This is a genomic window from Paraburkholderia sp. FW306-02-B (assembly GCF_058782725.1).
In genome coordinates this window covers 1,734,066-1,754,705 of record NZ_JBYSXZ010000001.1, presented here as the reverse complement: position 1 = coordinate 1,754,705, position 20,640 = coordinate 1,734,066, and the positions used below count along the sequence as shown (strand labels likewise).

At 63.3% G+C, this 20,640-nt stretch carries 19 protein-coding genes; 8 read left to right on the top strand and 11 right to left on the bottom strand.

The window, feature by feature from the left end; all coding sequences use genetic code 11:
* Positions 1-63: 63 nt before the first annotated feature.
* Complete coding sequence (locus tag AC3WOG_RS07760) at positions 64-1,131, top strand: CaiB/BaiF CoA transferase family protein (RefSeq protein ID WP_492579738.1); 1,068 nt, start codon at positions 64-66, stop codon at positions 1,129-1,131.
* A 24-nt stretch (positions 1,132-1,155) separates the two neighbouring features.
* Here the strand turns inward: AC3WOG_RS07760 and AC3WOG_RS07755 are convergent, their stop codons facing one another.
* The 3 genes from AC3WOG_RS07755 to alr all read right to left on the bottom strand — a co-directional run bounded on the left by AC3WOG_RS07755 (position 1,156) and on the right by alr (position 4,087).
* The gene (locus AC3WOG_RS07755) at positions 1,156-1,434 is read right to left on the bottom strand and encodes a DUF2866 domain-containing protein (protein WP_492577434.1); all 279 of its coding nucleotides are present in this window, start codon (positions 1,432-1,434) and stop codon (positions 1,156-1,158) included.
* A 144-nt stretch (positions 1,435-1,578) separates the two neighbouring features.
* A complete protein-coding gene (gene radA, locus AC3WOG_RS07750; protein ID WP_492577433.1) occupies positions 1,579-2,955 on the bottom strand; it encodes a DNA repair protein RadA in 1,377 nt (458 codons plus the stop codon).
* Between the two features lie 61 nt (positions 2,956-3,016).
* Entirely contained in the window at positions 3,017-4,087 is a 1,071-nt protein-coding gene (alr, locus tag AC3WOG_RS07745; protein ID WP_492577432.1) for an alanine racemase, read from the bottom strand.
* A gap of 218 nt (positions 4,088-4,305) precedes the next feature.
* Here alr and lplT point away from each other — a divergent pair, with 218 nt between their 5' ends.
* Both lplT and thiD read left to right on the top strand, forming a co-directional pair.
* Complete coding sequence (gene lplT, locus AC3WOG_RS07740) at positions 4,306-5,613, top strand: lysophospholipid transporter LplT (RefSeq protein WP_492577431.1); 1,308 nt, start codon at positions 4,306-4,308, stop codon at positions 5,611-5,613.
* Positions 5,614-5,671: 58 nt separating this feature from the next.
* Complete coding sequence (gene thiD / locus AC3WOG_RS07735; protein ID WP_492577430.1) at positions 5,672-6,478, top strand: bifunctional hydroxymethylpyrimidine kinase/phosphomethylpyrimidine kinase; 807 nt, start codon at positions 5,672-5,674, stop codon at positions 6,476-6,478.
* Between the two features lie 67 nt (positions 6,479-6,545).
* Here the strand turns inward: thiD and AC3WOG_RS07730 are convergent, their stop codons facing one another.
* The 4 genes from AC3WOG_RS07730 to tsaB are packed head-to-tail and all read right to left on the bottom strand — an operon-like array spanning position 6,546 to position 9,994.
* Positions 6,546-7,544, bottom strand: a complete 999-nt coding sequence (locus tag AC3WOG_RS07730) for a DUF1853 family protein (protein ID WP_492579737.1) — start codon at positions 7,542-7,544, stop codon at positions 6,546-6,548.
* Entirely contained in the window at positions 7,544-8,716 is a 1,173-nt protein-coding gene (locus AC3WOG_RS07725; RefSeq protein WP_492577428.1) for a uracil-DNA glycosylase, read from the bottom strand. The genes AC3WOG_RS07730 and AC3WOG_RS07725 overlap by 1 nt, the downstream gene beginning before the upstream one ends.
* Entirely contained in the window at positions 8,703-9,197 is a 495-nt protein-coding gene (gene rimI, locus AC3WOG_RS07720) for a ribosomal protein S18-alanine N-acetyltransferase (RefSeq protein ID WP_492577427.1), read from the bottom strand. Before rimI ends, AC3WOG_RS07725 begins: the two co-directional genes overlap by 14 nt.
* Positions 9,194-9,994: a tRNA (adenosine(37)-N6)-threonylcarbamoyltransferase complex dimerization subunit type 1 TsaB gene (gene tsaB, locus AC3WOG_RS07715; RefSeq protein WP_492577426.1), complete on the bottom strand. Its 801-nt coding sequence runs from the start codon at positions 9,992-9,994 to the stop codon at positions 9,194-9,196. The genes rimI and tsaB overlap by 4 nt, the downstream gene beginning before the upstream one ends.
* Positions 9,995-11,082: 1,088 nt before the next feature.
* Between tsaB and AC3WOG_RS07710 the strand changes: the two genes are divergently transcribed.
* The 3 genes from AC3WOG_RS07710 (at position 11,083) to aceA (ending at position 15,118) form a co-directional block, all read left to right on the top strand.
* Positions 11,083-11,352 (top strand): acyl-CoA-binding protein, encoded by a 270-nt coding sequence (locus AC3WOG_RS07710; RefSeq protein WP_492577424.1) that lies wholly within the window; start codon positions 11,083-11,085, stop codon positions 11,350-11,352.
* A gap of 408 nt (positions 11,353-11,760) precedes the next feature.
* A complete protein-coding gene (locus tag AC3WOG_RS07705) occupies positions 11,761-13,374 on the top strand; it encodes a DEAD/DEAH box helicase (protein ID WP_492577423.1) in 1,614 nt (537 codons plus the stop codon).
* A 439-nt stretch (positions 13,375-13,813) separates the two neighbouring features.
* On the top strand, positions 13,814-15,118 hold the full coding sequence (aceA, locus tag AC3WOG_RS07700) for an isocitrate lyase (RefSeq protein ID WP_492577422.1): 1,305 nt from the start codon (positions 13,814-13,816) through the stop codon (positions 15,116-15,118).
* 242 nt (positions 15,119-15,360) lie between these two features.
* Here the strand turns inward: aceA and AC3WOG_RS07695 are convergent, their stop codons facing one another.
* The gene (locus tag AC3WOG_RS07695) at positions 15,361-15,795 is read right to left on the bottom strand and encodes a universal stress protein (RefSeq protein WP_115101262.1); all 435 of its coding nucleotides are present in this window, start codon (positions 15,793-15,795) and stop codon (positions 15,361-15,363) included.
* A gap of 169 nt (positions 15,796-15,964) precedes the next feature.
* Positions 15,965-16,867, bottom strand: a complete 903-nt coding sequence (locus AC3WOG_RS07690) for a LysR family transcriptional regulator (protein WP_492577420.1) — start codon at positions 16,865-16,867, stop codon at positions 15,965-15,967.
* Positions 16,868-17,018: 151 nt separating this feature from the next.
* Between AC3WOG_RS07690 and AC3WOG_RS07685 the strand changes: the two genes are divergently transcribed.
* Positions 17,019-17,804 (top strand): haloacid dehalogenase type II, encoded by a 786-nt coding sequence (locus tag AC3WOG_RS07685; RefSeq protein ID WP_492577419.1) that lies wholly within the window; start codon positions 17,019-17,021, stop codon positions 17,802-17,804.
* A gap of 87 nt (positions 17,805-17,891) precedes the next feature.
* The gene (gene aceB, locus AC3WOG_RS07680; RefSeq protein ID WP_492577418.1) at positions 17,892-19,493 is read left to right on the top strand and encodes a malate synthase A; all 1,602 of its coding nucleotides are present in this window, start codon (positions 17,892-17,894) and stop codon (positions 19,491-19,493) included.
* Between the two features lie 155 nt (positions 19,494-19,648).
* Here the strand turns inward: aceB and AC3WOG_RS07675 are convergent, their stop codons facing one another.
* Both AC3WOG_RS07675 and rraA read right to left on the bottom strand, forming a co-directional pair.
* The gene (locus tag AC3WOG_RS07675) at positions 19,649-20,050 is read right to left on the bottom strand and encodes a gamma-glutamylcyclotransferase family protein (protein ID WP_492577416.1); all 402 of its coding nucleotides are present in this window, start codon (positions 20,048-20,050) and stop codon (positions 19,649-19,651) included.
* Between the two features lie 52 nt (positions 20,051-20,102).
* On the bottom strand, positions 20,103-20,597 hold the full coding sequence (rraA, locus tag AC3WOG_RS07670) for a ribonuclease E activity regulator RraA (RefSeq protein WP_492577415.1): 495 nt from the start codon (positions 20,595-20,597) through the stop codon (positions 20,103-20,105).
* Between the last annotated feature and the right edge of the window lie 43 nt (positions 20,598-20,640).

Here is a 20,640-nt window from a genome sequence, read left to right as displayed (position 1 = left end):
TCCGTGACTTCATCTGCGTCATCATCTGCGTCATCAACGGCGTCGTTATCAGTGCCGCCCGCGCTGAAAGGCCTGCGCGTGCTCGATCTGACGCGTCTGTTGCCGGGCCCGGTCGCGGCGTTGCGGCTCGCCGAACTCGGCGCCGACGTGCTGAAGATCGAAGCACCCGGCGCGGGAGACCCCACCCGCACGATGATGCAGTCGTCGAGCGACCGCGTTGCGGGCCGGCCCGGCGCGTTTTACCGGCTCGTCAATCGCGGCAAGCGCGAAACGCGCCTCGACCTGAAATCGGAAGCGGGACGCAACGTGTTGCGCGCCCTCGCGGCCGAAGCCGATGTGCTGATCGAGAGTTTCCGGCCCGGCGTGATGGAGCGCCTCGGCATCGGTTACGAAACACTGCGCGCGGCCAATCCCAAACTGGTTTATTGCGCGATCAGCGGCTACGGCGCGAGCGGTCCGTTTGCCCACCACGCCGGCCACGATCTGAACTACATCGGCTACGCGGGCGTGCTCGATCAACTGGTCAGCCGCGACGGCACGCCGATCCTGCCGAACTTCCAGATTGCCGACCTGCTCGGTGGCGCATTGAGCGCGGTGACGCAGATCCTCGCCGCGTTATGGCATGTCTCGCGCGGTGGCGATGGCCGCTTCGTCGACGTGTCGATGACCCATGTCACGCACGCGCACAACGTCGTCGCGCAAGTCTCACTCGCCAATGACGGCGTCGCACCGGCCGCCGGCGCCGGTCTGCTGAATGGCGGCGTGCCCTGCTATAACCTGTACCGCACGCTCGACCATCGTTGGCTCGCGGTCGGCGCGCTCGAACTGAAGTTCTGGGAAACCTTGTGCATGGCGCTGGACCGGCCCGAATGGGCGACGCGCCACTGGAGTCTCGGCCAGGCGATCGGCGGCCCGGACGCCGCCGCGCTGACGCAGGAACTGGCCGACCTGATCGGCAAGCGTCCGCTGGAAGAATGGGTATTGCTGCTGGAGCCGCTCGACTGTTGCGTGTCGCCGGTGCTGACTCCGGCGGAAGCTGCGCGGCATCCGCTGTTCAATCCGCAGACCTACGTGGCCACAAGCGAGAGCGAAATTGAAGCCGAAGATGACGAGGACCGCTACGCCGGTTGAGGCAAGCGGCCAGCGCCGGGGGCGTCAGCGTTTGGCCGCCGTTTGCCGCGGCAAGGTCTGGCGCGGCGTTTTCTCGTCGTCGAACAACAAATGCTTGCGGCCTTCAACGTGACGGTTGATGGTGGCCCGCACTTCCGCTGCGGTTACATGTTCGGCCACCACCCGCCGGGAAATCTGCCCCGTCGTGTCGATCCACTCGACAATCCGGCAAGCACCGCCCCAAGGCTGGCGAATGGGTGCGGAGACGCGGCAACCGCGCACCTGCATCGGCCGCTCGGCTACGGTTTCATATGACTGTTTCAAGGCGCAATCCTTTTTTCGGCATCAGAAGGGGGATGCAATAGCCCCCAGCTTAGGAAAAAGGAATGTCGGTTGGGTTACAGCCAATATGGAGATATTTACACATCATTACGCCGCGGAAGGCGCCTGCAGCCGCCACAGCCCCGTCTATTCGAGCGTGCGGACCCGGTCGATCGCCTGTTCGATCCTTTCAACGGCAACAACCTGTAAGCCGTCAATCGGCTGCTTCGGTGCATTGGCCTTCGGAATCACCGCGACCGAAAAGCCCAGTTTCGCGGCTTCCTTCAGACGTTCCTGACCGCGCGGCGACGGCCGGATCTCGCCGGCCAGCCCAACTTCGCCGAATACGACCAGCCCCTTCGGCAACGGCTTGTTACGCATCGACGAATGAATTGCGAGCAGCACGGACAGATCGGCAGCGGGCTCGGTGATCTTCACGCCGCCCACCGCGTTCAGGAACACGTCCTGATCGAAGCAGGCGATGCCGGCGTGCCGATGCAGCACCGCCAACAGCATCGCCAGCCGGTTTTGTTCGAGGCCGACCGCGAGCCGGCGCGGATTCGGTGCGTTCGCCGCGTCCACCAGCGCTTGCACTTCGACCAGCAGCGGCCGCGTGCCCTCCTGCGTGACCAGCACGCACGAACCCGGCACGGATTGTTCATGCTGTGACAGAAACAGCGCGGAAGGATTGGCGACGCCGCGCAAACCGCGCTCGGTCATCGCGAACACACCCAGTTCGTTGACCGCGCCGAAGCGGTTCTTGATCGCGCGCACCAGCCGGAACGACGAATGCGTGTCGCCTTCGAAGTACAACACCGTATCGACGATGTGCTCCAGCACGCGCGGCCCCGCCAGCGCGCCTTCCTTGGTCACGTGGCCGACCATGATGATGGTGGTGCCCGACTGCTTGGCGATCCGCGTCAACTGCGCCGCGCACTCGCGCACCTGCGCGACCGAACCGGGCGCGGAAGTCAACGCGTCGGAATAAACCGTCTGGATCGAGTCGATCACCGCGACGTCGGGTCGCCGCTCGGCGATCGTCGCCTGGATCTTTTCGAGCTGGATTTCCGCGAGCAACTGCAGTTCGCTGGCCTTCGAGCCGGGCTCGAGCAGCGACAGCCGTTGCGCGCGCAGCGCGATCTGCGCAGCCGATTCTTCGCCGCTGATATAGAGCGCGCGTTTGTCCGCGGCGATTTCCGCGAGCGATTGCAGCAGCAGCGTCGATTTGCCGATGCCCGGATCGCCGCCGATCAGCACCACGCCGCCCGGCACCAGACCGCCGCCCAGCACACGGTCGAACTCACTGACGCCGGTCGAAAAGCGCGGCACGTCGGACGCGTCGATATCGGCGAGACGCCGCACCGGCGCGCTTTTCGCGAGCGACTGGAAGCGATGCGTGGACGGCGCTTCCGCCACCGATTCGACCAGCGTGTTCCATGCGTCGCACGAAGGGCACTGCCCGGCCCACTTCGGCGATTGCCCGCCGCATTCACTGCAGATGTACAACGTCTTCTGTTTAGCCACGCGCCCTTGCCTGTTGCTGTTCTATTGATCGATGCGGTGATTCAGTCAGCCAGTGCCGCGCTTATTCGGCGCGCACCGGCACGCGCGGCGCCACGGCGCACATCAGCTCGTAGCCGATCGTACCGCACGCTTGCGCGACGTCGTCGATCGGCAATGAATTGCCCCACAATTCGACGCGCGAGCCGACGTTGGCGGTCGGGACCGGCGTCAGGTCGACAGTCAGCATGTCCATCGAAACGCGTCCGACGAGCCGCGTCAGCACCCCGTCGACGATCACCGGCGTGCCTTCCGGCGCGATCCGCGGATAACCGTCCGCATAACCGCAGGCCACCACGCCGATGCGCATCGGCCCGCGCGCCTTGAACGACGAACCGTAGCCGACGGTCTGGCCCTCGGCGATGGTTTGCACCGCGATCAGCTCGGAAGCAAACGTCATTGCCGGTTGCAGGCCGGTGCCTGCGATCGCGGCGTTCACGCCGGACGGCGACGCGCCGTACAGAATGATCCCCGGGCGCACCCAGTCGAAGTGCGCGGCGGGATGCCACAGCGTCGCCGCCGAGTTCGCGAGGCTGCGCGCGCCCGCAATGCCCTGCGCGCCGCGCTCGAACGCTTCCATCTGATAGGCGACGCCGCGTTCGCTGTCGGCATCCGAGAAATGGGTCATCAACGTAATCTGACCGACGCCCTGACAGGCGCGTGCGCGCTCCCACGCAGCGCGGAATTTTTCCGGCGTGTAGCCGAGGCGGTTCATGCCGCTGTTCATCTTCAACTGAATGTTGACGGGCTTCGACAGGCGCGCCATTTCCAGCATGCGCAACTGTTCATCCGAGTGCAGCGCCGTGGTCAGGCTGTAGCGGTCGATCACGTCGATATCGGTCGGACGGAAGAAGCCTTCGAGCAACAAAATCGGGCCAGCCCAGCCCAATTCACGCAACTTCACGGCTTCTTCGAGGTCCAGCAAACCGAAGCCGTCGGTTGCGCGCAGGCCGGGAAAAGCGCGAGCGAGGCCGTGTCCATAGGCGTTTGCCTTGACGACGGCCCAAATCTTGGATTTTGGTGCGTAGCGCCGGGCGACGGCGAGATTATTGGCGAGTGCTGCGGTGTGAATCGTGGCTGAAAGGGGGCGCGGCATGGGATATTTTCGTAAAGACGCTTGCGAATCAGCAGCTTACAGGGCGTTTTCAGCGCTCGGCAGCCCGCTGGGCGGTGCGGTCAAGGATTTTGCTAGTCCGAATCCAGCTATTTTCGTGATATAAAGCCGTGCGCACAACCCATTTCGAACGGCATAAGCCCGGACGCCTTGCACGCGGCCGGGGCGGACAGACCGCAGCGAGGACAGCATCGCATCAGATGAAAAAAGGTTTTTACACCATCATGGCCGCGCAGTTTTTTTCGTCGCTGGCCGACAATGCGCTTCTGATCGCCGCTATCGCACTGTTGAAAGATCTTCACGCCCCAAACTGGATGACGCCGCTGCTCAAGTTGTTCTTTGTGCTGTCGTACGTCGTTCTGGCTGCTTTTGTGGGCGCCTTTGCGGACTCCCGCCCGAAAGGGCACGTGATGTTCATCACCAATACCATCAAAGTGGTCGGTTGCATCACGATGCTGGTAGGCGCGCATCCATTGCTCGCCTATGGCATCGTCGGCTTTGGCGCGGCGGCCTACTCGCCGGCCAAATACGGCATTCTCACCGAACTGCTGCCGCCTGACCGGCTGGTAGCCGCGAACGGCTGGATCGAAGGCACCACGGTCGGCTCGATCATTCTCGGCACGGTGCTCGGCGGCGCCTTGATCAGTCCGCACATCGCCGCACCGATCCTGCGGCACCACATTCCCACCGTCAACACGCCCGCCGAAGCGGCGATGCTGGTGATCATGGCGATCTACGTGATCGCCGCGCTGTTCAATCTGCGCATTCCCGACACCGGCGCGCGTTATCCGAAACAGGAGCGCGGCCCGATCAAGCTCATCACCGATTTTGCCGATTGTTTCCTCGTGCTGTGGCGCGACAAGCTCGGCCAGATTTCACTTGCCGTCACCACGCTGTTCTGGGGCGCCGGCGCGACGCTGCAATTCATCGTGCTGAAGTGGGCCGAGGTATCGCTCAATATGTCGCTGTCGGAAGCCGCGATCCTGCAGGCCGTGGTGGCCGTGGGCGTGGCGGCCGGCGCGATCTTCGCGGCGTCGCGCATACCGCTGAAGAAATCGCTGTCGGTGCTGCCGGTCGGCATCATGATGGGCATCGCCGTCATGATGATGGCCTTCTACACGCGCGACCTGTTCCCGGCGCATTGGGGGCTGTATTTCGGCCGCACGCACGTGCCGGGCTATCTGATCGTCGCGTATATCTTCCTGATGGTCGTCGGCGGCCTGTCGGGCTTTTTTGTCGTCCCGATGAATGCGCTGCTCCAGCATCGCGGCCACGTGCTGCTGTCGGCGGGCCATTCGATCGCCGTGCAGAACTTCAACGAGAATCTCTCCGTGCTCGTGATGCTGTGCCTGTACGCCGTGCTGGTGTGGCTCGACGTGCCGGTCACGACGGTGATCGTGCTGTTCGGCACTTTCGTCTGTCTGATGATGTGGCTCGTGATGCGGCGCCACCAGGCGAATCAGCGCGCCTTCGATTCGGTCGCGCTGATCGGCGAAGTCAAGCACTGACCCGCGGCGGGTTCGCAGTCGTCAAACGGCCCGCGCCTTCTCTCATTCCCGCTTTGCGATGACTCAATCGATTCCCAATGTGCTGACGATCGCCGGTTCCGATTCCGGCGGCGGTGCCGGCATTCAGGCGGACCTGAAGGCCTTCTCGGCGCTCGGCGCTTATGGCGCGAGCGTGATTACCGCGCTGACCGCGCAGAACACGCGCGGCGTCACGGCGATCCACACGCCGGAACCGGCCTTCATCACCGCGCAACTCGATGCGGTGTTCGACGATATCCGTATCGACGCCGTGAAGATCGGCATGCTCGCGAACGCGCCGATCGCGCGCGCGGTGGCCGATGCGTTGCGCCGGCACAAGCCGAAGCACATCGTGCTCGACACGGTGATGATCTCGAAGAGCAATCACGCGTTGCTGCTGCCGGATGCAATCGCGGCAATGCGCGACGAATTGCTGCCGCTTGCCGATCTGCTGACGCCGAATCTGCCGGAAGCCGCGGCTTTGCTAGGCGTAGAAGCCGCAACGGATGAAGCCGGCATGGTCGCGCAAGGCGAAGCGCTACGTGCGCTCGGCGCGCGTGCGGTGCTGATGAAGGGCGGTCATCTGAGCGCGGCGGATAGTCCCGACTGGCTCATGCAGAACAGCGGCACGCTGCGCCTGGGCGGCCCGCGCGTGCCGGTGAAAAACACGCATGGGACGGGCTGCACGCTGTCGTCGGCGATTGCTGCGCTGATTCCGCAACGCGACGATCTGGCGAGCGCGGTCGCCGATGCGAAGCTGTATCTGACCGGCGCGTTGCAAGCGAGCGATCGGCTCGACGTCGGCCACGGCGTCGGACCGGTGCATCATTTTTATCGGTGGTGGTGAGGGGCTGAGCCGGCGCTGCCGCTGCATTGCGCAGCCACGCGCTGATGCCATAAACCTCTGGCTACAGCTACTGCCGCGCGTAGGCTTGCGCCAGTTGCGGCCAGTCATCGGGCACGATGAAACCACGCGAGCGTTCAAGCCAGCCACCCGCGCTGCCATTGACGAACGCCGCAACCATCGTCGGTCCATGTTGATGCGAGATTTGCGCCGCGAGCGTTTGCGCCTCGACGAAAGCAATCCCTGCCTCTTCCGCCGCACCGGACTCATGCCGCCTCGGCGCGAGCCATTCCAGTCGCGGCAGCGCGCGCCACGTCTGTGCATGCGCCGCGGCGAAAGCCGGCCAATCGCTACGCGTCACCCACCAGCCGCGCCCATGTGAAGGATCAAGCGCGGCCGGATCTGCCGGCGACTCGCCATGCCGGTAAAACAGCCAGCCTTTGACGAACATCTGCGGCGTCCACGGCCCACCATAGCCGAGCGACGCGAATTCTTCGCGCGCGCTCAACGGCAACTGGTGATTCAGCAGATGCGCAAGCTTCAGATCGAAGCGATCCTTCAGATTCGGGCCGACGTAATCCGCCAGCTGCCCCCGGCCATCGCCGGCATGCAGGTAGCACTTCACAGCCAATTCCCAATGCAACCGCGCGCCCTGCTGCGTCCGAACCAGAAAATCGCATTCGCCGAGCGTGACGCCCGAGCGCCGCAGCGGGACGCCGGCCGCGACCAGGCGCGCCGCGGGTCCGTGCCGCAGAAACCACGCGAGCAGACCTTCGGCGTATCGGCCAAGGCGCGAGATGCAGGTCGCCGCGAGCTCGTGCTGCAATTCGGCCGGATCGGCGTCGAGCGCGCGCAACCAGTCGATGGTCGCGTTTGCTTCATGCGGCGTGTCGAACGGCATAGCTAGCGCGCCCACCGGTGGTTGCGCTCGCAACAAATCGGCGCTCAGCAACAGCCACGCCAGATCGCGCACCGCCGGGACGCGCAATGTGTCGAGAAGCGTCTCAAGGAACGCGGCGGATGCGCCTGGCGAAGCGGTGAGGTCCACCGTCGGCCCTGTGGCGACCATCACTTCGCTTCGTTCGAAGCCGCGCCGCCCGCCTTGCGCCACGTATCGAGCGCGAGGCACAGATCGGCCCAGGCCTTCGCCTTATCGCGCAGGCTGCGCAGCAGATACGCCGGGTGATACGTGACGATGACCGGCACCCCTTCGTATTCATGCACACGGCCGCGCAGCGACGAAATGCTCGCATCGGTTTTCAGCAGACTCTGCGCGGCGAAGCGGCCGAGCGCGACGATCAGCTTCGGCTTGACCAGTTCGACCTGGCGTTGCAGATAAGGCTCGCAACGCGCGACTTCGTCCGGCTCGGGATTGCGGTTGCCAGGCGGCCGGCACTTGATCACGTTGGCGATATAGACGTTGGTGTCGCGCGCGAGCATCAGCGAACCCAGCATGTTGTCGAGCAACTTGCCGGCCTGACCGACGAACGGCTCGCCCTGGCGGTCTTCGTTCTCGCCGGGCGCTTCGCCGATCAGCATCCAGTCGGCGTTGCGATCGCCAACGCCGAACACCGTATTCGTGCGTTTCTCGCACAGACGACAGCGTTCGCAGCCGGCGACGCGGTCGCTCAACGCGTCCCAATCGAGCATCCGGATCGGCAATGCGTCCGGCGTCTCACGGCGCGCTTCGGCACTCGCGTGGGCCGGTTCATGGGCTGGGGCCGGCAGATCGTCGAACCACGCGAAATCGTCGTCGGGCGGGGTTTCGCTGAACGAGGACGGCGAAGTTTGCCGGCCCGGCTCGCTATGTTGCCCAGGCGAACGGCGCTCATTCGGCTCGCGCGCGGGTGCTTGCTGCCGCGACTCGCTCGCGCGCATCGACGGTGAATGACCACCGCCAGGCTGTGTTTCCCCTGGCTGCGGCGCAGCGCTTTCTCGCATCGCCGCGCGCTGCTCGTCCTGCTGTCGCGCAGTGGCTTGCTGTGCGGTTGGCTGCTGATCGTCGCGCTGCTCGCGAGCGGCGGGCGACGCTTGAGGAGCCGCTGCCCGCGAGTCCGCTGCAAGCGGCTCTTCGCGGCGCGCGCTTGTGGGCGCGGCGTTCTCGAGAACTGGCTGCGCGTTGCCGGCCTGCACGTCGGAGGCACGCTCAACAGCCTCGGCCGACGTGACCACCACGATCCCGCGACGCACCCACAGCGGCGCGAGTCCGAACTCTTCCAGTACCGATTCATGCAGCGCCATCTGCGCCCTCCCTGGCAAACGAATAACGCATCACGATGGCGTCCTCCCGGCTGCGATGCCGTGCTGGATAATAGTTTTTGCGCCGGCCGATCGACGCAAAGCCGAAGCGTTCGTAAAGCCGGATCGCCCGATGATTCGACGGCCGTACTTCGAGCAGCAGGCCGTCGAGTTTTTCGGCGCGCGTGATGCGCACCGCTTCGCGCAACAACGCGAGCCCGGCACCGGCGCCCTGCGCAGCGGGTGTCACGCACAAATTGAGCAGATGCATTTCATCGACGACCGGCATCAGCACGCAATAGCCGATCAACGTACCCGTCACGTGACGCAGACAGATGCCGAAATAGCCGTTGCGCAGCGAATCGCCGAAATTGCCGCGACTCCAGGGGAATTCGTAGGCGATCTTTTCGATTGCGGCGACTTCGTCCAGATCGCCTTCGGTCATCGGCGACATGTAGCGGTCCGCGAGCAACACACCGCTCATTGCCGGCCCTCGCCCTGATGCGCGTCGTGCGCCACCTTTGCGGCCAGTTCGGCCTTGGCGGCTTTTTCGGCGACGCGTTCCGCCGTGGTCTGGGCGACTTTATCGCGCACGTATTCCGGCGCGGCCTGGTCGGCGGGCACGGTGCGGCCGGCGCGAAACGCGCGGAGCGCTGCATACGCGATGGGTAGCGCGTGCGGCAGCGCTTCGCCGTCGACCGTTCGCGCAGCCGCGACGGCGGGCAATCGCGCGCCGAAGGCCGCGGCTGCATTGCCGGCCAGCGTGAACGGCGCATCGGGCAAGACGAGGCGCTCGGGGACATCGAGCGAAGCCGGCTGGAGCGTGCGCCATTCGCCTTGAGCGTCGTCCCATGCGTAGTCGGCCCAATAGATTTCGTCCATGCGGGCGTCGAGCGCGGCGAGCACGCGGGCCGCCGATGGATCGCGCAGCCGGGCGCTTTCCGCGCAAGCGAGCAAGGTGCTGATCGGCACGACGGGCAGGTTCAGGCCGAACGCCAGGCCTTGGGCGACACCGGTTGCCGTGCGAAGACCCGTGAACGAGCCGGGGCCGGAGCCGAAGGCGATGGCGTTGCAGTCGGCCAGTTTCAGACCCGCTTCGTCGAAGAGTTCGCGGATCGCGGGCAGGAGGCGCGTGCTGGAGACTGCGCCGGTTTGCTCGTGGCGAACCCAGATACGGGGTTCAGGGACGGCGTGAGCCGATGATTCGCCGGCGACGGATAGAAGCGCTACCGAGCAGAATTCGGTCGATGTATCGAGGGCGAGAAGCACAGTTTGAGTCATGAGGCGTATTGTAATCGGCACTGCTCGTGGGAATGTGGTTTTGGGTTGTGCTCCGGGTTTTGCTTTTGTCTGCCTACGGCGTTGGGGTTAGCTTGATGGTTTTTTTGCCTTGCGCGGCGCTTGTTGTCGGTACGCCTGCGGCGTTGGCCTTTCCTTGCTTTCTTTTTGGTTTATTAGCGTTCCCCCTGTGCGGGGGGCACCTACTTTTCTTTGCCTGCCGCAAAGAAAAGTAGGCAAAAGAAAGCGGCTCACACCGCTAGCTTTGAAGCGGGTCCCCTGGCTTGGAGGAGGTAGTGGAGCATCTGGAATCGGTGTTCTCGCACACTCCGCGTGAGTGACAAGGCAGTCATTCTTCCGGCGGCGCTGCGCGCGCCGACGCGTACTTCTCAAAACCGATGGGGCGTACGCGCCTCCGGCATCATTCTTCCCGCTTCGCAATGCGTGCTCGCCGGAACGGTCTGCCAGGGAAACCAGGGGCTTCGCTTATGCGCAGTGGGGGCCATCGGCTTCGCCTCGGCGAAGCGCTGAATTGCGCCGATGGTTTGGAAATACCACTGCGGCGTGCGCGACCAGCCTACGGCGAATCGCGCTGACGAGCGCTACGGCAAACCACCAAGTCGAGCGAACTACACGCGCCAGACTCGGCGGGCGGTTTTGTGAAGTACCGCCACGGCGCGCGCAGCGCCGCCGGAAGTATGACTGCCTTGTCACCCGCGCGGAATGCGCGAGGGCACCGATTCCAGATGCTCCACTACCTCCTCCAAGCCAGGGGACCCGCTTCAAAGCTAGCGGTTTGAGCCGCTTTCTTTTGCCTACTTTTCTTTGCGGCAGGCAAAGAAAAGTAGGTGCCGCCCCGCACAGGGGCAACGCTAATAAACCAATAGAAAAAGAAAAAGCCACCACCGTAGGCACACAACCATAGCGCCGCGAACGCAAAAAACATCAAGGAAAGCCAAACGCCGTAGGCAGAACAAAAAACCCAAAACCGTTTGGAATAACCCCTCAGCCCCGCGGCAGCAACCAATTGCTATGATCACCGGCCAAGCCCTGAACAAAACCAGACCCTGCCCGGAGGGCAAAACCAAACCATGACAGACATCAACACCCAATTCACCCAAGCCCACGAAGACGCAAAGCAATTGCCAGAGCGCCCAGGCAATCTCACTCTCCTGCGTCTCTACGCGCTCTTCAAACAGGCCACCGACGGCGACGTCCACGGCGACAAACCCGGCTTCACCGACATCGTCGGCAAATACAAATACGATGCATGGGCCGCCCTGAAAGGCACGCCCCAGGACGCCGCGAAGCAGCAATATATCGACCTGGTCGAATCCCTCAAAAGCGGCGCGTCAGCCTGAGCGAGCCCCGCAGGGCCATCAGCAGACAAATCAAACATTTTCGCCAGAAAATATCTTAATGGTGGCGCAGTGCAACAAATATCTATACAATGCTGCCTGCGCTTCACTGCTTTGCCCGGCTCTCCTCTAGCGGCCTTTGCGGCGCAGCGCCTCGTAGCGTTTAGCTCCAATCCAGTTTAGAACCTGTCCCCTCCTGCCTAGCCCCCTACGGGCGATCATGTACCAGGCTGGCGGCACGCCGTGTTGGCATGTCGCAACCGATACAGCTTCTAACGAAAAGCTCGCCTTGATTGTCGCGAGCTGCCCCCGTTTTTCGATTTGCTCGCTGCTTCTTTGCTCGCTGAATCCGACGACTTGGGTATGCCGATTGGCGCCGACGTATTAATTCCCTGTGTACCAAGGATTCTCATGACTTCGAGCAATACCCCCAGTAGCCCGTTGAACGCCATCGCCGATCAAGCCCTCGGTCTCGCCGACGCACCCGCGCAAGCCGCAGCAGTCGCTGCCGCTCCGGAAGCCGTTGCCGCTGAAGCCGCAGCGCCGACCGGCCCGACGTTCGCGTCGCTCGGTCTCTCCGCGGATGTCGTCTCCGCGCTGACCGCCGCTGGTTACCAAAATCCGACTCCGGTTCAGCAACGCGCGATCCCCGCCGGCATCGCCGGCCGCGATCTGCTGGTCTCGAGCCCGACCGGCTCGGGCAAGACCGCCGCGTTCATGCTGCCCGCCATCGAGCGTTTCTCGCAACTGCAAAAGGCGCAAGCCAGCCAGCCGCGTGAACCGCGCCCGGCGGACGGCGGCCGCACGCGCCGTCCGCAACCGGTTGCCCGTCCGACCATGCTGGTTCTGACGCCGACCCGCGAACTCGCGATGCAGGTCACCACCGCCGCTGCTACGTATGGCAAGCACCTGAAGCGCCTGCGCACCGTCAGCATTCTGGGCGGCGTCGCTTACGGTCAACAATTGATGCTGCTGGCAAAGAACCCGGAAATCCTGGTTGCAACGCCGGGCCGTCTGATCGACCACCTGGAACGCGGCCGTATCGATCTGTCGCAACTGCAGATCCTCGTGCTCGACGAAGCCGACCGTATGCTCGACATGGGCTTCATCGAAGACATCGAAACGATCGTTGCCGCTACGCCGGCTTCGCGTCAAACGATGCTGTTCTCGGCCACGCTCGACGGCAAGATCGGTTCGCTGACCGGCCGTCTGTTGAAGGATCCGGAACGTATCGAGATCGTCCAGCGTCTGGAACAGCGCACGAACATCGCGCAAACCGTTCACTACGTTGACGACCGCGATCACAAGGATCGTCTGCTCGACCATCTGCTGCGCGACGCCGGCCTCGACCAGGCTATCGTCTTCACGGCAACCAAGATGGACGCCGACCAACTGGCTGGCCGTCTGGCCGACGCCGGTTTCGAATCAGCAGCGCTGCACGGTGATCTGCCGCAAGGCGCACGTAACCGCACGATCCGCGCACTGCGCGAGCGCCGTGTGCGCGTGCTGGTCGCCACGGACGTCGCCGCTCGCGGCATCGACATCCCAGGCATTACGCACGTGTTTAACTACGATCTGCCGAAGTTCGCTGAAGACTACGTGCACCGTATCGGCCGTACCGGGCGTGCTGGCCGCTCGGGCATCGCAGTGAGCCTCGTGCATCACGCCGAGCAAGGCGCGTTGAAGCGCATCGAGCGTTTCGTGCGCACCCCGCTGCCGGTCAACGTTGTCGAAGGCTTCGAGCCGCGTAAGTCGGCTCCGTCAGGCAATGGCCGTCCTGGCTTTGGCGGCCGTGGCCGTCCGGGCGGTGGCAACGGTGGTGGCGGCCGTCGTTTCGGCAGCGGTAGCGGCGCAGGCAAGCCGGCTGGTAACGGCGGCGGCGCTCGCAGCGGTAGCGGCAATGGCGGCGGCTGGGCCGGCAAGTCGGCTGGCGGCGGTTCGCGTGACGGCTACGGCGGTTCGCGTGACGGCGGCTACGGCGCACGCCGCAGCGACGGCCCGCGTACGGCGCGCCGCGGCAGCTGAGTTGCAGCTAAGCCACGGCTGTGCAGCAGCTATTCGCGTAGCTCGATCTGTGCAGAAGTCAGCTTGAAAAGACCCGGACGGCCCCGCGCCGTTCGTCAGTCGGAAGAAACCGGTGCTCGTGCACCGGTTTTTTTTCGCCCGCCGCCAAAATTTCACGATGTGGAAAATTTTTTTGCGTCGTAAAAAATCGTGCTGCACGGCACAACACGCATCATTGCAAGATGGAAAAATGCGTTTCTTAATGCGGAATTATCTTCATAAGAAGTTGATTTAAAACAAATATAAATATTCAAAAAACACTCCCAAGTGGCTATTGCCCGACCAGTGATTTGCCTAGACTCTTATATAAGACTTCACGAAACGAAACGCCTAACCGGGCCGGCCGCTTCGACGAAGACAGAGTTCACCAATTCATCTACAGGCAACCAAGGAGCACACCATGTCCCGCGAACAACAAGCCAGGCAACTCCAACAGCAATGGGAAACCGATCCGCGCTGGAAAGGCGTGAAGCGCACGTACACCGCCGACGACGTGGTGCGCCTGCGCGGTTCGGTGCCGGTCGAGCACACGCTGGCCAAGCGCGGCGCGGAAAAGCTGTGGGAATCGATCCATAACGAGCCGTTCGTCAACGCCCTCGGCGCGCTGACCGGCAACCAGGCCATGCAGCAAGTGAAGGCCGGCCTGAAGGCGATCTATCTGTCGGGCTGGCAAGTGGCGGGCGATGCGAACGTTGCCGGCGAAATGTACCCGGACCAGTCGCTGTATCCGGCGAACTCGGTGCCGCTCGTCGTGAAACGCATCAACAACACGCTGACGCGCGCCGACCAGATCCAGTGGTCGGAAGGTAAGAATCCGGGCGACGAAGGCTATATCGACTACTTCGCACCGATCGTGGCCGACGCGGAAGCGGGTTTCGGCGGCGTGCTGAACGCGTTCGAACTGATGAAGGCAATGATCGAGGCCGGCGCTGCGGGCGTCCACTTCGAAGATCAGCTCGCTTCAGTGAAAAAGTGCGGCCACATGGGCGGCAAGGTGCTCGTGCCAACCCGCGAAAATATCGCCAAGCTGACCGCCGCGCGTCTGGCCGCCGACGTCTCCGGCACACCGACCGTGCTGCTGGCTCGCACCGACGCGGAAGCCGCCGACCTGATCACGTCGGACGTCGACGACAACGACAAGCCGTTCCTGACGGGCGAGCGCACGGTGGAGGGTTTCTATCGTACGAAGCCGGGTCTGGAGCAAGCGATCTCGCGTGGTCTCGCCTACGCGCCGTACGCCGACATGATCTGGTGCGAAACCGGCAAGCCGGACCTCGAGTTCGCGAAGAAATTCGCCGACGCGATCCACAAGGAATTCCCGGACCAACTGCTGTCGTACAACTGCTCGCCGTCGTTCAACTGGAAGAAGAACCTCGACGACGCAACGATCGCCAAGTTCCAGCGTGAACTCGGTGCGATGGGCTACAAATTCCAGTTCATCACGCTGGCCGGCTTCCACGCGCTGAACTACTCGATGTTCAATCTGGCGCACGGCTATGCCCGCAACCAGATGACCGCCTTCGTCGAAATGCAGCAGGCTGAGTTCGCGGCGGCAGAAAAGGGCTTCACCGCCGTGAAGCACCAGCGCGAAGTCGGCACCGGCTACTTCGACGCCGTCACGCAAACGGTCGAACGCGAAGCATCGACGACCGCGCTGCACGGCTCGACGGAAGACGAACAGTTCTTCGACAAGAAGGTCGCGTAAGTCATCGCGCGGTCTGATCGCAGGAACGGCAACGCAGACAGACGAAAAGCGGCCCCGCCAGAGGGCCGCCGTCAGGGAGGAGAACAACAGGCCGCACAGCCAGAGCCCTTAGGGCCGGAATCTGGGAGACAGTGCTCGCACAATTGATCGTGCGGCAACGCATACCGCGCGCCGGCCTCATCGCCGGCGCTTTTTTTGCGATGCGCACACGCCGATCAGGACCGTCATCAGGACAGTAAGGCTCAGCGATACACGATCACAGGAATTTTCGTATGCGTGAGCACCCGCTGCGTTTCGCTGCCAATCAGCAGGCTGCCAAGACCACGCCGTCCGTGCGAGGCCATGAAAATCACGTCGCAGCCGCCCTGCTCGGCCGCTTCGATGATGCCGAGATACGGCGCCGGGTGCACGCTGGTGCGGCTGTCGAACGCGACGCCCACACGGCGCGCGGCCAGTTCCACTTCCCGCAGATGCACGCGCGCTTCACGCTCGCTGCGCTGCAGGAACTCGGCCGGCGGTTCGATCACGACTTCGGAGAACGGCGAGTACGGATATTGCGGCAGACACGCGTAAGCGGTCACGCGTGCGCCGACGGCCTGTGCGAGATCGATGGCGCCGTCGATCGCTTTACGTGACAGGTCTGAACCATCGGTCGGAACCAGGATGTGCCTGAACATGATGCCCTCCGTCGCCTTGCGGCTCGCCGCGCGGTGTCAGCGTCCAACGAGCCCGGCAGAAAGCCGTTGCAATGGATTGTAGTGCGCCGAATTGATGCGCAAGGCGCGCCTGCGGGTCTCTCCGCATATCGGAAACCCGTTGCGCTGCATTGTCTGACCTTGGCCGGCTTCAGCCCCAGTAACCGGGATCGCCATACGTATGCTTGAGAAAGTCGAGAAAGAGCCGCACCCGCAACGGCAAGTGACGACGCTGCGGAAATACCGCATGGATACCGATCGGCGGTGCGGCGAATTCGTCGAGCACGCTCACCAGCCGCCCGGCTGCGATATCGGCGCCGACTTCCCACCACGAGCGCCACGCGAGGCCATAACCTTCCAGGCACCACTCATGCAGCACCGCGCCGTCCGAGCATTCCATCGTGCCGGACACCTTGATCGACACCACCTTGTCGCCTTGCTGGAACATCCAGCCGCGCTGCTGGTTGGCGCTCGCACCGAGCGCGAGGCAGTTGTGATGGGCGAGATCGGCCAGGGTATGCGGCGCACCGCGCCGGCTCAGATACGACGGCGAGGCGACGCACACGCGGCGGTTTTCGCCGAGCTTGAGCGACACCAGCGACGAATCCGGCAGCTCGCCGAGCCGCACCGCGCAATCGAAACCTTCGTTGACCAGATCGACCAGCCGGTCGGACAGATCGAGCGTGATCGACACATCCGGATGCGCGACGGTAAATGCCGGCACGAGCGGCGCGACGTGCCGGCGTCCGAAACCCGCCGGCGCGGACAGCCGCAAATGGCCGCTCGCCTTCACACCGCCCGCCGACACGCTGGCCTCGGCGTTCTGCATGTCGTGAATGACGCGCTGGCAGTCTTCGAGAAACGCCGATCCTTCGAAGGTCAGCGTGATCTTGCGGGTGGTGCGCACCAGCAGCTTGACGCCGAGCCGCTCTTCGAGCGCGTCGATGCGGCGGCCGATGATCGCGGGCGCGACGCCCTCGGCCAGCGCCGCGGCGGACAGGCTGCCCTTGGCCGCGACGGCTACGAAGGTCTCGATCTGCTTGAAACGGTCCATGAGTGGGCGGAGCCGCAACGGCGCGGGAAAGTGGTCGGTGCGCGTCAGATTAGGTGCATGAAAGTAAAAGATCAAGTGATCTTTAGCCTCTTTTTTAGCATAGACCATCACTAATACAATCTGTCTCGACCTCTGATAGGAGCGCACGGCAATGTCGGCCACAACGACACTCTTCCCTCAAGCAGTAATTTTCGATGCATACGGCACGCTTTTCGACGTGCATTCGGTGATCGCTGCCGCCGAGCAGATGTTCCCCGGCCACGGCGACGCGCTTTCGCAACTGTGGCGTCTCAAACAGATCGAATACACGCAATTGCGCACGCTTGCCGACCCGGCCGGCGCACGTTACCGGCCGTTCTGGGACATCACGATCGACGCGTTGCGCTTCGCCGCGAAGAAGCTTCAGCTCACGCTCAATCGCGCCGCCGAAAAGCGTCTGATGGATGAATACGCGTGCCTGTCCGCGTTCCCCGATGCCGTGCCCGCGCTGCGCCAGTTGCGCGACGCGCCCTGCGCGCTTGCGGGCAGCAAACATGACTCGCGGCCCGGTCTCGCGATCCTCTCGAACGGCAATCCGCAAATGCTCGATATCGCCGTGAAGAGCGCCGGCATGACGGGTCTGTTCGACCATGTTCTTTCCGTCGACGCAGTGCGCGCCTACAAACCCTCGCCAGCCGCCTATGCGCTCGGCACGCAAGCCTTCGATGCGCAACCGCGCGAGATCGTCTTCGTGTCGTCGAACGGCTGGGACGTGGCGGGCGCGACCTGGTTCGGCTTCACCACTTTCTGGCTTAACCGGCAAAACGCACCAGCCGAAGAACTGGGCGTCATGTCGCACGGCACGGGCGGGAGCATGAGCGACCTGCTCGCTTTTCTGAAGACCCTCGCGTCGCCCGAACGCGGTAGCAGCCGCACGCGCCACAGCCCTGGCGCCTGACGGCAATTCGCAACTGATTCATACGACGCATTTCAACCGCATTTTCTACATTCGCATCATTGCAATCTGACCGACCAAGGAGAAATCATGGCGAACACGCTTTCATCGTCGCAGCTGCCGCAGGGCATGGAAATCACGGCTGAGATCAAGCCGGGCTTTGAAACCATCCTCACGCGCGAAGCGCTCGAACTCGTCGCCGCGCTGCATCGCACCTTCGAACCGCGCCGTCAGCAGTTGCTGCAAGCACGTGTCGTGCGCACCAAGCGCCTCGATGCAGGCGAGCGTCCCGACTTCCTCGCCGAAACAAAGAGCGTGCGCGACGACAACTGGACGATCGCGCCGTTGCCGCAGGACCTGCAATGCCGCCGCGTGGAAATCACCGGTCCGGTGGAGCGCAAGATGATCATCAACGCGCTGAATTCCGGCGCGGATTCGTACATGACCGACTTCGAAGATTCGAATGCGCCGAGCTGGGATAACCAGATCACCGGCCATATCAATCTGAAGGACGCGGTACGCCGCACGATTTCGCTCGAACAGAACGGCAAGTTGTACAAACTGAACGACAAGATCGCCACGCTGATCGTGCGCCCGCGCGGCTGGCACCTCGACGAAAAGCACGTGACGGTGGATGGCCAGCGCGTGTCGGGCGGCATTTTCGACTTTGCGCTGTTCATGGTTCACAACGCGAAGGAACAGGTGGCACGCGGCACGGCTCCTTACTTCTATCTGCCGAAGATGGAAAGCCATCTCGAAGCGCGGTTGTGGAACGATATTTTCGTCGCCGCGCAGGAAGCGGTTGGCATTCCGCGCGGCACGATTCGCGCGACGGTGCTGATCGAAACGATCGTCGCTGCGTTCGAGATGGACGAGATTCTGTACGAACTGCGCGAGCATAGCTCGGGCCTGAATGCCGGCCGCTGGGACTACATCTTCTCGGCAATCAAGAAGTTCAGGAGCGACAAGGATTTCTGTCTCGCCGATCGCGCGCAGATCACCATGACCTCGCCGTTCATGCGCGCCTATGCGCTGCTGTTGCTGAAGACCTGCCACCGCCGCAACGCGCCGGCGATCGGCGGCATGAGCGCGCTGATTCCGATCAAGAACGATCCGGCGGCCAACGACCGTGCGATGGGTGGTGTGCGTTCGGACAAGGCGCGCGATGCCGGCGACGGTTACGACGGCGGCTGGGTCGCGCATCCGGGCCTCGTGCCGATCGCGATTGAGGAGTTCGTCAAGGTGCTCGGCGACAAGCCGAACCAGATCGGCAAGCAGCGCGGCGACGTGCTCGTTACGGCCGCCGATCTGATGGACTTCCGTCCCGAAGCGCCGATCACCGAAGCGGGTCTGCGCAACAACATCAACGTCGGGATTCACTACCTGGGTTCGTGGCTAGCGGGCAATGGCTGCGTGCCGATTCACAACCTGATGGAAGATGCTGCAACCGCTGAGATCTCGCGCTCGCAGGTGTGGCAATGGATTCGCTCGCCGAAGGGCAAACTCAACGACGGCCGCAAGGTCACGGCGGAACTCGTGCGCGAGCTATCGGCGCAGGAACTCGCCAACGTGAAGCAGGCGGTCGGCGGCGATACGAAGCCGTACGAGCGCGCCGCACAGATCTTCGAAGAGATGTCGACCTCGGAACAGTTCACCGACTTCCTGACACTGCCGCTGTACGAGGAAATCTGAGGCGTTTGAAAAGCCTCATGCATCAGCAACCAACGACGTCGTATCAGGCCCGCTTTCGCCAGCCACGCAAGATGTGAAAGCGGCCTGAGTCGCAAGGCTGACCGACCGGACGGCCCGACAGGCTTATGCTTGCCGGGCCGTTTTTTTGCTCCCGGCTAGCGCGTGCTGCGATGCTCGAGCCAATCGCCCGAGCGGATTTCCTGCTGGCCTTTCACGGCTTTAGGCGTCACCGGATAGAAACGGCAATTCACCGCGTTGCCGTCCACTTTCACCATGACTTCGCGCGCGAGGAAGAGACCTTCGTCACCCGGATACGCCCGTTCGATTTCATCGAGTACCGCGACCAGTTCATCGTCGATCTCATACACGTCACCTTTGACGTCGACGCCCGCTTCGTCGACGACGAGGCCGGGATACGAGCCGAAATCGAACAGATGCCCGCGGACGGTGGCCGTGCCGAGCAGGTTCGGCGCGGCAATGTCGTGCCGCGCCGCGGCCTTGCTGATGTCGTTCACTTCACCGGCCCTCAACGTGCCGTATACAAAAACGGTCTGCATCGTCGTTTGCTCTCCTTGATTGTGTGTTTCGCTTGCCTGCAATTCAGTTCGTTCAGTTCAGCGCCGTGCGCGCTACCAGCACGCCGTCGATATCCGCATAGATCCATTCGCCGGGGTGTATCGTCGCGCCCGGCAATTGCACCGGCACGTCGCGCTCGCCGGTGCCGAGCTTCTGGCCGCGTCGCGGACACGTTGCCAACGCGGCCACGCCGACATTGGCTTCATTGAGCTCCAGCGTATCGCGCACACAGCCGTTCAGCACAATGCCCGCCCAGCCATTTTGCTCCGCGATCTGCGCGAGATTGCCGCCAACCAGCGCGCAGCGCAGACTCCCGCCACCATCGATCACCAGTACGCGGCCCGCGCCCTTCTCTTCGAGCGTGGCACGCACGAGCGCATTGTCTTCGAACACCTTCAACGTGACCGCCTCACCGCTGAAGCACTCGGTGCGGCTGAACAGATGAAAGACCGGCTCGAGCACGCGCAACGTACCAAGCGACAGTTGGTCCTCGTGCGCATCGCACAAGTCCGCGGTTGCAAAGCTCATGGGGATTCTCCTTGGGATCAGCGCAATCGGGACATTATGCAAC

Bases quoted from the DNA above. Each gene is read 5' to 3' on its own strand.
- AC3WOG_RS07690 (WP_492577420.1), bottom strand. From the start codon at position 16,867: ATGGACCGTTTCAAGCAGATCGAGACCTTCGTAGCCGTCGCGGCCAAG.
- aceB (WP_492577418.1), top strand. From the start codon at position 17,892: ATGGCGAACACGCTTTCATCGTCGCAGCTGCCGCAGGGCATGGAAATC.
- AC3WOG_RS07730 (WP_492579737.1), bottom strand. From the start codon at position 7,544: ATGGTCGCCACAGGGCCGACGGTGGACCTCACCGCTTCGCCAGGCGCA.
- AC3WOG_RS07710 (WP_492577424.1), top strand. From the start codon at position 11,083: ATGACAGACATCAACACCCAATTCACCCAAGCCCACGAAGACGCAAAG.
- thiD (WP_492577430.1), top strand. From the start codon at position 5,672: ATGACTCAATCGATTCCCAATGTGCTGACGATCGCCGGTTCCGATTCC.
- AC3WOG_RS07675 (WP_492577416.1), bottom strand. From the start codon at position 20,050: ATGCAGACCGTTTTTGTATACGGCACGTTGAGGGCCGGTGAAGTGAAC.
- AC3WOG_RS07685 (WP_492577419.1), top strand. From the start codon at position 17,019: ATGTCGGCCACAACGACACTCTTCCCTCAAGCAGTAATTTTCGATGCA.
- AC3WOG_RS07705 (WP_492577423.1), top strand. From the start codon at position 11,761: ATGACTTCGAGCAATACCCCCAGTAGCCCGTTGAACGCCATCGCCGAT.
- alr (WP_492577432.1), bottom strand. From the start codon at position 4,087: ATGCCGCGCCCCCTTTCAGCCACGATTCACACCGCAGCACTCGCCAAT.
- tsaB (WP_492577426.1), bottom strand. From the start codon at position 9,994: ATGACTCAAACTGTGCTTCTCGCCCTCGATACATCGACCGAATTCTGC.
- rimI (WP_492577427.1), bottom strand. From the start codon at position 9,197: ATGAGCGGTGTGTTGCTCGCGGACCGCTACATGTCGCCGATGACCGAA.
- rraA (WP_492577415.1), bottom strand. From the start codon at position 20,597: ATGAGCTTTGCAACCGCGGACTTGTGCGATGCGCACGAGGACCAACTG.
- lplT (WP_492577431.1), top strand. From the start codon at position 4,306: ATGAAAAAAGGTTTTTACACCATCATGGCCGCGCAGTTTTTTTCGTCG.
- aceA (WP_492577422.1), top strand. From the start codon at position 13,814: ATGTCCCGCGAACAACAAGCCAGGCAACTCCAACAGCAATGGGAAACC.
- AC3WOG_RS07695 (WP_115101262.1), bottom strand. From the start codon at position 15,795: ATGTTCAGGCACATCCTGGTTCCGACCGATGGTTCAGACCTGTCACGT.
- AC3WOG_RS07725 (WP_492577428.1), bottom strand. From the start codon at position 8,716: ATGGCGCTGCATGAATCGGTACTGGAAGAGTTCGGACTCGCGCCGCTG.